The following is a 12,836-nucleotide window of genomic DNA, read 5'->3' as shown; positions in this document are numbered from 1 at the left end:
CCAAACCGAAAGCTCCACCATGACCGGCATTCAAACCAAGTACGGAACCCCCATCTCGCGATTGGGATTTGGCGCCATGCAATTTGGCCGTACGGCGGATGTGGGCAACGCCAAAGAGATGTTTGAGACCTGCGTCGCGGCGGGGATCAATCACTTCGACACGGCCTATAGCTATAATGGCGGCGCGTCTGAGAGCATGTTGGGGCAGATCTTGGGATCAAATGTCGATGATCTGATCATCGGTACGAAAGCCCCTAATGATCGGCCCGCCACTTCGGGCAACTTATACGCCGCCTTGGATGAAAGCCGCAAACGGCTGGGCGTGGATGGAGTGGATATCTATTACCTACACCGTTTTGACGCTGAAACACCTCTTGAAGAGACATTTTCCACCTTGGCCAAGATGCAGTCTCAAGGGCTGATACGCTATATCGGCGTGTCGAACTTTGCGGCTTGGCAGATCATGAAGGCGCAAGCGGTGTGTAAGGCGATCGGCACCCAGATTGATGTCTGCCAACCGATGTATAACCTTGTGAAACGACAGGTAGAGGTCGAAATTCTTCCGGCCTGCGCGGACCAAGACATTGCCGTTAGTCCTTTTTCGCCCTTGGGTGGGGGCTTGTTGACCGGAAAATACGCCAAAGGTGCCGAGGGGCGTTTGCAAGACGACAAGACCTATGCCGCACGCTATGGGCAGCCATGGATGCACGAGGTTGCGCGCGATTTGGCCACGCTATCGCAGCGTCTGGGTATTGCGGCCACCACCCTTGCCGTGGCGTGGGTTGCCCGGCACCCGGCGGTGACGTCAGCGCTTATCTCTGGCCGAAATGTTGACCAGTTGCAGCCTTCGCTGGATGCGATGGGCTTGGACTTGTCCGGGGATAGCTACGCCGAAATTTCGCAACTAAGCCCGAAACCGACGCCCGCGACGGATCGGTCAGAGGAAACCTAAGCGTGGTCGGTCGGTAAAACTAAAGCGCCTTCACCGCGCATAAATGTGAAACCCAAAAGCGCTCCCCTTCATTGACATCATTCTGCGTTGCGGCAATGTTCCGCGACAGTCAGTTTGAATGGACAGTAACGTGACGAAAATCAAAAGACGCACATTTGGTGTCGTTGGTTTGGGCAATTTCGGAAGCTCCGTTGCGAAGGAATTGCAACGTTTCGGCAACCACGTCATCGGCATCGACATCTCAGAGGCTCGCGTTGCCAACCTCGCCGATACCCTGTCGCAGGCCATGATTGTGGACGCCCGCGATGATGCAGCGCTCCGTGATGCCGGGTTTGGGGACTGTGATACCGCCGTGGTGGCCATGGGGTCGGACCTAGAGGCGAGCATTCTATCGGCGATGAACCTCAAACTCGTGGGCGTTCAGGTCGTCTGGGCCAAGGCCACGACCCGAACTCACCACCGCATATTGAAGAAGCTCGGCGTGGACAGGATCGTGCATCCAGAGGTCGAGATTGGCCAGCATATCGCGCAGATCCTGCACAACCCACTTTTGCGGGACTATGTCAGCCTCGGCAATGGATACCATGTCGTGAACTTTCGCATCCCAGAAAGCCTCGAGGGCAGACGTCTGACCGAACTGCCGCATGGGAAAACCTATAATCTGCGCTGCATCGGCGTCATGCGGGGGAGCGAGTTCATCGGGCAGGATGGAGACGAATGTCAGTTGCAGTGTGATGATCTGCTCTTGCTGTTGGGCCAGCGCAAAGACCTGCACAGCTTTGCGGCTAGCCTCTGACAATGCCCCTGTCGTTTCGGTCCCTTTTGCGGCGGAAAAAGACCCTGCGGATGCCGCCGCCTGCGCTTTTGTCGCTCTATTATATGGCATTCATCATTCTGGGGGCCATTCTGCTCTGGCTGCCGATTTCGCATCACGGTGATATCGGTCTGGGCGAGGCGCTTTTCACCTCGACCTCCGCAGTAACGGTCACGGGGCTGGTGCTCGCCGATACCGGGGCGACATTCACGGGCTTTGGTCAAGCGGTGATCGCAGCGTTGATCCAGCTTGGCGGTCTTGGCCTGATGACCTTTGCGGTGCTTTTGCTGGGCGCGCTTGGTATTCCTATCGGCATGCCGCAACGGCTGATCCTGCGCGAGGACCTGAACCAGACATCCCTGTCGAACCTGTCCTATATCGCCCGTATGATCCTGATCATCGCGGTTTCTTGCGAGGCGGTGGGTGCAGCGCTTCTGGCCTTGGTCTTTGTGCCTGAGTTCGGCTGGGCCGGGCTGTGGGAGGCGGTCTTTCACTCGATCTCAGCCTTCAACAATGCCGGGTTTGCCCTGCACCCCGATAGCCTGTCGCATTGGGTGGGAAACCCGATCATCAATCTGGTGATCCCTGCGCTTTTCATCCTTGGCGGGCTTGGGTTTATCGTGGTGGGCGATGTGTATCGCAGCCGGAATTGGCGTAAACTGACCCTGCATTCCAAGCTGATGCTGGTTGGCACGGCACTGCTGATCACTTGGGGAAGTGTCATGTTTGGCCTGCTGGAATGGGGCAACCCTGAGACCCTCGGCCCCTTGAGTGTCGTTGAGAAACTATGGGCAAGTTGGTTTCAAGGCACCACGCCGCGTACCGCCGGTTTCAACACGATCAACACCGGCGGGATGCATGACAGCACCTCCTTGCTGACAATGACGCTGATGCTGGTGGGGGGCGGCAGCACTTCGACGGCGGGCGGGATCAAGGTGACCACGCTCTTTGTTTTGCTGCTTGCCACGATCGCATTCTTTCGACGTCAGACAACGCTACACGCCTTTGGCCGGTCCTTAGGGCTGGACGAGGTGATGAAAGTCTTGGCTCTCACCACGATCTCAATGTTGCTGGTGCTGACGGGGGTTTTCGTCATGACAATTAACCACGACGGCCAGTTCACCGATATTGCCTTTGAGGTTACATCCGCTTTCGGAACGGTCGGCCTGTCGCGCGGTATTACGGCGGAGTTAGATGGCATCGGGCGCTTTATCCTCATGTTGATCATGTTCGTCGGGCGGGTCGGGCCCTTGGCAATTGGCTTTTTCCTCGCCACACGCAGCGTTCCTAAGGTGAAATATCCCTCAGGGCAGATCTACTTAGGGTGAGGGGCAGCGAAGTTCGCTAGTGGTTGTTCTTCGGCGCTGGTCCGCCGGATGATTCGAGAATCCCATGCGCAACCAGTGATTGCCACCGGTTTAAAAACCTGTCACTGATTTCGGCGTCGGTTTCCTTCGGGAATTGAAAGGGAATCCGTTCCGGTCACAGCCGGGAAACGGAACTGCCCCCGCAACTGTAGGCGGCGAGCGCCTCTCAAGATGCCACTGGGATTGTCCCGGGAAGGCGAGAGGTGCCGTAACCCGCCAGTCAGGAGACCTGCCGACGGATATGAAACCACGACCGGACGGGGTGTACCGGGGCGGGAAACTCGACATGGTCATCTTGGCCATATTCCGTTTCGCGTCTTGCCCCTGACGGTCCTATCTGACGGGACGGATCGGATGAGACAGACCTTGATTGCGGCCACTTTGGTGGCCAGCGCCGCACTTCCCCTGCAAGCGCAGGAAACAAACTACCCCCTCAATCTCACGAATTGTGGTGTCGAAATATCCTTCGACGCCGCTCCGGACAGTGCCGTGACCATTGGCCAGTCTGCGACAGAGATCCTCTATTCTCTTGGTCTTGCGCCAAAGGTCTCGGGCACTTCGGTCTGGTTCAATCCGGTCCTGCCTGAATTCACCGAAGCGAACGACGGGATCGAGCGGATTGCCGATAACGACCCGAGCTTCGAGAGCGTGGTCGCGAAGAAACCCGGTCTGGTCGCCGTACAATATGAATGGCACGTCGGAGAAAGCGGGATAGTGGGCACGCGCGAGATGTTCCACGACATCGGCATTCCCACCTACATCATGCCTGCCGATTGCGACACCAAGGACAATTCCACCGGTGGCGATGGCACCCGAACCGGCGCCTTCAAGACCGCGTCGGTCTACAAAGGGATCCGCGAACTCGCGACGATCTTCGACGTGCAAGACGCGGGCGAGGAATTGGTCGCCGAGCTACAAACCACGGAGGAAGATGCCATCGCCAGGGCCTCTGGGCTCAAACTGCCGGACGATCTGTCGGCAGTGTTTTGGTTTTCATCCGCCGATCTGGAGATTGACCCCTATGTCGCCGGGCAGCTCGGCGCGCCAGGCTACATGATGGACGCTCTCGGCATCGAGAACGTCATCGCTTCGGACGAGGAGTGGCCGACAGTCGGCTGGGAGAGCATCGCCCGCGCTGATCCGGACGTCATCGTCATCGCCTACATGGACCGCCGCCGTTTTCAGGCCGATAGTGTCGAGAAGAAGCTGGAGTTCTTGCGCAACGATCCCGTGGCAAGCCAAATGACGGCCGTGCAAAAGGGGCGGATCGTGCAGATGGACGCCCATGCGATGAGCGCGACGATGCGCTCAATTTACGGGCTGGAGACGCTGTCTGAGGCGCTCTCGGAGATGTCGTTCGAATGACGATGGTGGCCGCGCAGCCACGGGTTGCGCCGGTACGACGCCTGTGGGCGGCGCCACTGATCCTCGGTCTCACCATTCTCGCTGGGACGGCTATCGGCGAGACATGGCTGCCCTTCGCCACCGTCCTTCAAACGTTGGCGAACCACCTTTGGGGCGCGAGCTATCCCGTGGACGGGATCGAGGCGGGGATTATTTGGAGCTATCGCCTCCCTCGGGCCATTGTCGCCGCCTGTTGCGGTGCGGGGCTGGCGCTGACAGGCGTCGTGCTTCAGGCGCTCCTGCGCAATCCGCTGGCCGATCCCTACCTTATGGGCCTTTCGGCGGGTGCCTCGACCGGGGCGGTTCTGGTAACGGTCGCGGGCGTGGGCGGCGGCGTGATTTCCATGTCGTTCGGGGCACTGACCGGTGCGCTTCTCGCATTCGGCTGCGTCGTGGTCTTGGCCCGTGCCGTGAGCGGAGGGGCGGGTGGCGGCCGTGCCACGCAGGCTGCGGCCGCGATTATCCTTGCAGGCATTGCCGGATCGCAGATGTTCAATGCACTGACGGCCTTCACCATCGCCCGCTCGGCCAATGCCGAGCAGGCGCGCGGCATCATGTTCTGGCTGATGGGCAACCTCTCTGGTATTCGATGGGAAGATGTTATGGCCTGTACGCTGGTCTCCCTTGCTGGGGTGGGCCTTTGCCTTTGGCACCGGCGCGGGCTTGATGCCTTCACCTTCGGGGCGGACGGGGCGGCGTCGCTCGGGATCAACGTGCCAGCCCTGCGCGGTAGCCTGATCACCGCGACCGCGATCATGGTCGGCGTTCTCGTCTCGAAGGTGGGGGCAATCGGCTTTGTGGGGCTGGTCGTCCCCCATGCCATGCGGTTTCTCGTAGGCACGCGCCACGATCGCCTGGTGCCGGCATCTGCCCTTGCCGGGGCAGTGTTCCTTGTCGCGGCCGATGTGATCAGCCGCGTCATAGTCCCGGGTCAGGTCCTCCCCATCGGAGTGGTGACCGCGCTCGTCGGTGCCCCTGCCTTTGCGCTGATCCTCGTTCGAGGTGCGCGCCGATGAGGATAGAGGTAGAGGCCCTGTCGGCGCGCGTGCATCGCACGCCGCTCCTTCAGGACATCACGCTCCGGATCGAGCCTGGAGAGTTGTTCGGCCTGATCGGCCCAAATGGTTCGGGCAAATCGACGCTGATGCGCTGTCTGGCCGGGCTGCACCGGGCTTCCATCGGGCGCGTCCTGGCCGAAGGTGAGGACCTTGTAAGAATTCCGACCCGGACGCGCGCGCAGCGCATCGCCTTCGTTGAGCAGCAAGCCGATACGACGGATCGCCTGACCGTCCTCGAAGCAGTTGAGCTGGGGCGGACGCCCTACCTCTCGCCTCTGCGCGGGTGGCGCGGGGTCGACGATGATGCGGTGTCGGACGCCCTTGGCGCGGTGGAGATGACCGCATTCACCGATCGCCTCTGGCATACCCTCTCGGGCGGTGAACGCCAGCGCGTCCACATCGCCCGCGCGCTTGCGCAGACACCCGATCTCCTCCTGCTCGACGAGCCCACCAACCACCTCGACATCCGCCATCAGCTTTCACTCATGGAACTTGTCGGGAGCCTACCGATAACCCGCGTCGTCGCGCTGCACGATCTCAACCAGGCCATGGCCTGCGACCGGATCGGGGTGCTCAGCGGAGGTCGGCTTTTCGCCATTGGTTCTCCGACCGAGGTTTTGAGCGAGCCGCTGCTTGCCGAAGTTTTCGGCGTGTCGGCCATGCGCCATGCGGCTCCGGATGGATCGTCACGCCTCCACTTTTCTCATGCTCTGTAAAGGATCACCCATGCGACTTCTGACCGCACTGATCACCCTTCTGCCGTCCCTCGGATACGCCGAAACCCATGATGTGAAAATGCTGACGCGCGGAGACACCGGCGCGATGGTCTACGAGCCCGCCCATCTGCAAATCGCTCCCGGCGACACGGTCCGTTTCCTGCCAGCACAGCACGGCCACAACGCCGCGTCTATTTCCGAGATGTTGCCCGAAGGGGCCGAGCGTTTCATTGGAGAAATCGACGAAGAAAAATCGGTCAGTTTCGAGATCGAGGGACGCTACGGCATCAAGTGCTCGCCGCATTACGCTATGGGGATGGTAATGATCGTCGACGTGGGGGAGGTCGATGACGCAGCTCCCCTGCCGTCTGCGCTGCCTACCCGTGCACGAGAGCGGATGTCGAAGTTTCTTAACCGATGACTGGAGAGCGACAGACAGTTCGAAAGTGCCACCGATATGTGCCGCGACCATGGCTGCCAACACGATCCCCACAAAGCCCACTTCGGCCGAATGCATTACCCAGCCCGAAAGCGGCAGTATGAGAATGGCGACGTAGAGTACCCAATGTGCCGTCTGGGCCGCGAAGGTCTTGAGGCGGCATTCGGAGCGGTGATCGTCGACAGCTTGAGACACTTTTGCCCGCAGCGTAGGTCGGCATGGGAACTAAACTTACTGAGGCGCATACCTCAAACGGTCCATTTCCTTTGCGATCATAATTGCGCATTCGTCAACTGAGTTAAGGGCGGTATCCACGATTAAGCGATCGCACTTCCACGGCTCAAAGGTCCGTTTGGAGACCTCGTGCCAGTTGGGAACGACAAGCCCTTTGATATCGCTGATACGCGTCTCGACTCGCTTTCGATGAAGCGCTTTATCCGAACAGATTACTTCGACGTTCAACAGGTGAGCCGCGCCATCGGAAGCGGTCTTCGTCCATAGTTGTCGTGAAATTCCGATGGGATTGACCGTATCGGCAATAACGTCGAAGCCAAGCAAAAGGTTGTCTTGTGCTATAGCTGCGAGTGCCAGGTAGCCTGCATCCTCTGCGGGATGAATACTTAGAATGCTTCTTTGCAGAGCCGTTTCAACGGAATCTACACGAAGATGGATAGCCGGAGTAAGCGCCGCCAATTTCTTTGCCAAGGTCGTTTTGCCGACCCCGGGAAGCCCGGAAAGAGAAACTAAGAAATTCATTCGGGGAAGTTATCACGGAGGGGGTCTAATCCACCAGTCGAACGGCAGGAAAGTCCGCACTGCCGGGATCTAAGTGGTTCTTATATTGCTGTACCGCCATAGGAGAGTTTAGGGCCCAACCTAACAGGCAAACTGGTCGAGCATTTCGCAACCGCAGCGAACTTGGCTGCGAAAGACGGGCGTTGAGCAGATATGCATGGCCCGCAGAGTAAGAATGCGGATTGCATTTCAACTCAACATCATCCGCCGATAGTTTGCATGGGTGTCGGGCGCATTCCGCTCCATAAGACACAGTTCACACAGCACTATCGTCACGAACGAAACCGCCTGAGATCACTGGACGAAGGTTGGTTTGCCCGCCCCCACTCACGGGGACGGGCAGTATGTTCGTGAGATTAGGCGCCAGGCATCGCCATTTTGCGGCTAACCTGACCGGATGGCGCGTGCAATTCGTCGACGACGAAATCGAACCCGTAGCGCTCATAGAAGGGCCGCCCGATTTTGTTGTCGCGGAAGACCTCTACGGACAGTGGGCCCTTGAGTGAGACCGCGTGGTCCACCAATGCCCGGCCATGGCCTTGCCCATGCAACGCCGGATCGAGAAACAGGCCGCCGATCTCATTGCCGATAAGTGCAATGAAGCCGGCAATGTTCCCACCCTTTTCCAGAACATAGGTTTCGGCGTTGGGCAGGTAGACGTCCCGCATCGCCTGATGCACCTCGGCGACGAAGTCTTTGGAAAGAAACGGATGGGCCAAGGCGTTCGCCCGCTGCCAGACGTCGATTACCGCCTCAACGTCCTCGGCGAGGTAGGGGCGGATGGTTTCAGTTGTATCATTCATTGTCTTTGATCCTTTTAGCGTTGGTTAAGTTGCGCGCGCACAGAGGTGATCCCCAGCCGCGTCACGCGGTAGGGGCGTCCGTTTTGCGAGCGGATGAAGCGGCGTCGTCTCAGCCGTTGGAACAGGTCGAGCGGGCAGTCCGTCAGGACGTGTCCCTCGCGTGTGAAACAGGTGATTTCGCGGATCTTGCCCTTGTCGCACCGTTCATAGTGGATAGCTCCACCAAGGGCGAGTTCGTGCAAAACACGCTGTTCGTGCTTTGATATATTCAATGGATTGTCTCGATTTTATGAGAGCACAGAAACAGGATCACTCAGCAAAGCGCTTGAGTGTTCTTGATGTGTCAGTTGCTCCTGAAGCCTACCGGCTGGGAAGGTTCAGGAACGGGCGCGGGCCCGGGGCTCTTGCATAAAATCTCCATTGCATGAGGCCATTCGCTTCATGCTGATTGCGCGTTAGGGGGGCAGTGGCCGAAGAGCAAGTGAGGTTTTCTGTAAGAACCTCAGTGTTTCGTCTGCGCCACAGTTCGACCTGTCGCGGTTGGGCACTGCTGGATCGGTGCAGGACGTTGCCTGCGTTTACAGTCTCTGCCGTGCTTAAGTAGGACTAACGGCTGCCAAAGAAGGCTCTCTATGCGGAGAGGTTAAGAAACAACAATCTGACCCGTGTCATCCGGAGTTATTTCGGATGAAGTACGTCAAACATCGAGGCAGCGATGATCGGGCAATCGATTGCCGCTGATCTGAACGTTTGGTCCAGTGAGGCCCGGTTTCTTTGTTCAATTCCGAGCCGCCAGATCCTAATTCGAGGCATGTAGCGCGGCGCTTGGGGCCCAGCAACGCGCCAAACTAATTTTCGCCAGCCCAATCGAAAGTCTGAAAGAGCGGATCAATCCTATCTCGGCGCAACACGAGAATAGGCGTTAGCTCAGTGTAACTCGCGGCTATACGATGCTCTTCACCCAATGGCTGGCAGCGCACCGCAATCCCAACTTGAATCACCAAAGGTCTGACCTTCGAAAAGAACTTAGGACCGAACGCCTAAGAAACTGGTGGCTAAAGGATTTTCCAATCGCGGGCTCAGCGGAGAGCTATAGCTTGACCACATTTTATTTGCGTTGACAGGTAAGAGGGCGGTGGTACGGTTTCTTCATCCGTATATCCAGGAAAATTTACTTATGACTTTAGTTTCCCTTGCTCGGGCGGCCCTTCTCAGTGGTGCCGCCTTCTGCGGCGTTCTTTCGTCAGCCATGGCCGACGAAAACGCGCCCAAACTTGGCCCCAATGCAACTTCTCTTCCGGAAGAGACCGACTATTTGCGGCAGAGCTCAGCTCCGGATTACTGGGCCTACTCGCCATTTGTGAAGCCACAGTTTTCAAGCTCTGCCTGTTCGATCGCGGCCGTTACGGCTGCTGTCAACGGGTTGCGGGGCCTCCCGAAGCTGGCCGAAGATACGGTGCTGACCCAAACGACACTGCTTGAAACGCTTGAGGATTCCACTTGGGCGGGGCTTTCGGCGGAGGGCGGGGACGGGGTCACCTTTAGCCAATTGGTGGAATACACTGACAAGACGCTCGCTGCTCTTGATATGGCTGACTACCAAGTAGAAACCGTTAAGCCCACGACTGCTGACGAAGCGACCCTCGAAAAACTGCGTGCGATATTGGCCGCCAACGAAAGTACGGCAGAGGATGTACTTCTAATATACTTTAATCAGGGTGTGGTTACTGGTGATTGGGACGGGCCGCATGTCTCATTGATCGGTGCCTATAACGCTGCCAAGGACCGGGTGCTGATCCTTGAAGTGGATCAGGAATGGTACATTCCCTATTGGACCTCTGTGCCGGTTCTTTTGGAGGCCATGACGAAGCCAACTTCTGCCGAACATGGGGTATTGGAAAATGAAACTGGAGGTTTCGTTCACGTAAAGCGCGCTGGATAGCGCGTCGCGTCACGCTACGAAAGAGCGCTACAAGCTTACTGACAAGGCAATCTACCTAGCAAAGGTCTAAACAACCAGCACGTCGTTTAGATCACTTACCAAACGTTCGATCAGTTCTAGAGCCGCATAGCAAATCGGAAGCCTACGTTTCGCCTTCTAAGCCGCGCGCCTTTGTTGAGACGTAGCGACTTTATGCGGGGAATGTAGCCATTCCAACGGCTGCACTGACTATTCGCCGCCCTCGACGCTGATCTCTGCGAAGCAAGAGGGGCGGCGAATAGCTTGAACCTTCTTTTTGAAGGCATGGATGACCCGACATCTAACGGTGGGGTGAAGCAGCATTTGGCTTGAACCAATAATAGTAAAGCAGCCGATCTTGCCCTACGACACGGGCGGTGAACGGACCTTCGGTCGGCGCCAAGGTCTGCTCTAAGACGGGGCAATCCGACCTCAACAGTTTTTCTCTGCCGTTCCTCCCGTATCTGGCACCTCCCTGTGCGCCGCTGAAACGGGAGTTAAGTTTGGTGTGCAGGATGTCTCCAAGCTGCTTTTCTTAATAAGCAAAGCCCCTATAGCTCCACAATTGAATTCTCAGACCCACTGGAGCGTCTCGTAACGAAATACAGCAGGGACGCCGCACAGGCTGGAATTGCGAGCCCAAGAGCCATTGGCAAGGCGGTAGATGCTCCGCCTACGGCCACGAAGCTGGAAACGGCGAAGGCGAGGGCGAACTGGATGGCACCCAGAAGCGCCGATCCCACTCCCGCCGCGGCCTTGGTCAATTCCATCGCAAGGGACATTGCATTTGCCGAAAGCAGGCCCACCAAGCCGATCGAAACCCACAGGGGCACGACAAACACCAACAAGGAGTCTGTCTGAGACAGCAAGGTGAGCAGGATGGTCGACGTGGCGAAGATAGGCAACGCGGTCGTGAGAATTTGTTCTGGTCTGAAACGATTGAGCAATATCCCATTGATCCGACCAAAGATAATCAACGCGGTCGCGATGATCGCAAACATGATGCCAAAGCCAATGGAGCTTAGCCCAAAAATCCCTTGGAATACCCCCGATGAGCCGGTGATAAAGGCAAACATACCGCTTTGGATAAGGCCCGCCACCAAGGCCATCGTGACAAACCCGCGTTGCGAAAGGAGGCGTTTCGCGGCTTTTAAGCCATTGTGAATGGGCGCGGGCTGGCGATCCTGAGCGGGTAGGGTTTCGGGCAGGCTGACCACGGAGAGGGTCAAGGCCACGAGGCTGATTAGCGCCATCGTTGCAAAGATCGACCGCCAGCCAAAGGCTTCGAGAAGCAGGCTGCCCATCGTCGGTGACGCGATAGGCCCGAGTGTCAGCAACATGACCAGCACGGTCATAACCTTCGCGGCCTTTTGCCCCTGATAAAGATCTTTCACCATGGCGCGCCCGACGACCATTCCCGCACTCGCGCCGATTGCCTGTAGGAACCGTAGGGCATTGAACCATGTAATGTCATTCATCAACGGCAGTGCAATCGAGGTAACGGTGAACAGAACGGTCCCTACAAGAAGCGGGCGCTTGCGACCGTAGGTGTCGGTCAATGGGCCAATAAGGATCTGCCCAAAACAGAGACCGAGGAAGAAAATCGAAAGCGAAAGTTCAGCGGCCGTATGGGTGGCATTCATCGAGGCCGCGAGCTCACCGAGTGCGGCGAGGTACATATCGGTGGCCAATGGGGGGAATAGGGACAAAAGGCCCAAGGTGGCGGTAACGGCAAAGGCCCGCTTCGGGGTAAGGGAAATCTGTGACATCTCGGCTCCGGCGACAATATTAGACTGCGGTCTATTTGTAGTTAGTGGACGGCAGTCTAATGATCAATCACGGACTATTCTGCATCTATGAACAGGAACTGTGCATGTCAGGAAAAAAGCCAATCGGACGGCCCGCAAATCAAGACGCCAGCACGGCATTGAAGGCTGTAGCTCTACGTCTGGTTCGGGAACTGGGCTATGAGAAAGTCTCGGTTTCGGAAATCATCGAGCAGGCTGGCGTGGCGCGCCAAACGCTATACAACCGCTGGAATACGAAGGCTGACCTTGTCCTCGAAGCCGTATTTGAGCAAACCAACACCTATGCCGCCGAACCTTCTTGGGACGGGGCAGAGGATTGTCGGACCTTGCTCGAAGGTTTCCTGATCCGTATTTTCGAACACTTGCGCATCGACGGGGACACCCTACGCGCGTTAATCGCGGCCTCTCAGCAGGATGCAAAATTCCACAAGTCGTTTCATGCTAATTTCGTTTTGCCTCGGGAGGAGATGATCACCGCTTTGCTCCGCCGGGCGCAGGACCACGGAGAGCTTTCGCCGGGGCGGAACGTGGAGACACTGTCGGCCTTGATACATGGCGCGTTCTGGTATCGCTTGCTGAACCGCGGGGTGTTGGACGCTGGGTTCGCGAAAGAAATAGTGGCGGAAACCTTCGCCTGAACTCTCGGCACTCTGCACTCGGACTAGGGGTGGCGCAGAAGTGAATGCTTTGCCCGAAGTGCCCGACTCAATGCTCGGAAAA

The 12,836-nt window shown here is 57.6% G+C and carries 13 protein-coding genes and 1 riboswitch; of the genes, 9 read left to right on the top strand and 4 right to left on the bottom strand.

Going from position 1 to position 12,836, the window contains the following annotated elements; all coding sequences use genetic code 11:
- Positions 1-19: 19 nt before the first annotated feature.
- The 7 genes from BM229_RS03400 to BM229_RS03370 all read left to right on the top strand — a co-directional run bounded on the left by BM229_RS03400 (position 20) and on the right by BM229_RS03370 (position 6,732).
- On the top strand, positions 20-952 hold the full coding sequence (locus tag BM229_RS03400) for an aldo/keto reductase (protein ID WP_093926266.1): 933 nt from the start codon (positions 20-22) through the stop codon (positions 950-952).
- 130 nt (positions 953-1,082) lie between these two features.
- On the top strand, positions 1,083-1,748 hold the full coding sequence (locus BM229_RS03395) for a potassium channel family protein (protein WP_243267851.1): 666 nt from the start codon (positions 1,083-1,085) through the stop codon (positions 1,746-1,748).
- Positions 1,749-1,750: 2 nt separating this feature from the next.
- On the top strand, positions 1,751-3,094 hold the full coding sequence (locus tag BM229_RS03390; RefSeq protein WP_244152100.1) for a TrkH family potassium uptake protein: 1,344 nt from the start codon (positions 1,751-1,753) through the stop codon (positions 3,092-3,094).
- 100 nt (positions 3,095-3,194) lie between these two features.
- A riboswitch (cobalamin riboswitch) is annotated at positions 3,195-3,384 on the top strand.
- A 103-nt stretch (positions 3,385-3,487) separates the two neighbouring features.
- The gene (locus BM229_RS03385) at positions 3,488-4,498 is read left to right on the top strand and encodes an ABC transporter substrate-binding protein (RefSeq protein ID WP_093926263.1); all 1,011 of its coding nucleotides are present in this window, start codon (positions 3,488-3,490) and stop codon (positions 4,496-4,498) included.
- A gap of 2 nt (positions 4,499-4,500) precedes the next feature.
- Positions 4,501-5,553, top strand: coding sequence for a FecCD family ABC transporter permease (locus BM229_RS03380; RefSeq protein ID WP_093926262.1), 1,053 nt, complete (start codon positions 4,501-4,503; stop codon positions 5,551-5,553).
- The gene (locus BM229_RS03375) at positions 5,550-6,311 is read left to right on the top strand and encodes an ABC transporter ATP-binding protein (RefSeq protein WP_093926261.1); all 762 of its coding nucleotides are present in this window, start codon (positions 5,550-5,552) and stop codon (positions 6,309-6,311) included. Before BM229_RS03380 ends, BM229_RS03375 begins: the two co-directional genes overlap by 4 nt.
- Positions 6,312-6,321: 10 nt before the next feature.
- Positions 6,322-6,732 (top strand): pseudoazurin, encoded by a 411-nt coding sequence (locus BM229_RS03370; RefSeq protein WP_093926260.1) that lies wholly within the window; start codon positions 6,322-6,324, stop codon positions 6,730-6,732.
- A 249-nt stretch (positions 6,733-6,981) separates the two neighbouring features.
- On the opposite strand, the gene BM229_RS03365 is transcribed toward BM229_RS03370, so the two are convergent.
- From BM229_RS03365 to BM229_RS03355, 3 genes are all read right to left on the bottom strand, one after another.
- Positions 6,982-7,506, bottom strand: a complete 525-nt coding sequence (locus BM229_RS03365) for a P-loop nucleotide/nucleoside kinase family protein (RefSeq protein ID WP_093926259.1) — start codon at positions 7,504-7,506, stop codon at positions 6,982-6,984.
- Between the two features lie 395 nt (positions 7,507-7,901).
- Positions 7,902-8,348 (bottom strand): GNAT family N-acetyltransferase, encoded by a 447-nt coding sequence (locus BM229_RS03360; protein ID WP_093926258.1) that lies wholly within the window; start codon positions 8,346-8,348, stop codon positions 7,902-7,904.
- 14 nt (positions 8,349-8,362) lie between these two features.
- Positions 8,363-8,620 (bottom strand): YjhX family toxin, encoded by a 258-nt coding sequence (locus BM229_RS03355; protein WP_093926257.1) that lies wholly within the window; start codon positions 8,618-8,620, stop codon positions 8,363-8,365.
- Positions 8,621-9,525: 905 nt separating this feature from the next.
- On the opposite strand from BM229_RS03355, the gene BM229_RS03350 reads away from it, so the two are divergent.
- A complete protein-coding gene (locus BM229_RS03350) occupies positions 9,526-10,290 on the top strand; it encodes a phytochelatin synthase family protein (RefSeq protein ID WP_093926256.1) in 765 nt (254 codons plus the stop codon).
- 569 nt (positions 10,291-10,859) lie between these two features.
- Here BM229_RS03350 and BM229_RS03345 read toward each other — a convergent pair.
- On the bottom strand, positions 10,860-12,077 hold the full coding sequence (locus tag BM229_RS03345; protein WP_093926255.1) for a multidrug effflux MFS transporter: 1,218 nt from the start codon (positions 12,075-12,077) through the stop codon (positions 10,860-10,862).
- 104 nt (positions 12,078-12,181) lie between these two features.
- Here BM229_RS03345 and BM229_RS03340 point away from each other — a divergent pair, with 104 nt between their 5' ends.
- Positions 12,182-12,754, top strand: a complete 573-nt coding sequence (locus BM229_RS03340) for a TetR/AcrR family transcriptional regulator (protein WP_093926254.1) — start codon at positions 12,182-12,184, stop codon at positions 12,752-12,754.
- The last annotated feature ends 82 nt before the right edge of the window (positions 12,755-12,836 follow it).

Source organism: Sulfitobacter dubius (assembly GCF_900113435.1).
In the GTDB taxonomy this organism is placed as follows: Bacteria; Pseudomonadota; Alphaproteobacteria; order Rhodobacterales; family Rhodobacteraceae; genus Sulfitobacter; species Sulfitobacter dubius.
Note: the sequence above shows the minus strand (reverse complement) of the source record. Positions and strands in the feature narration are given on the sequence as shown.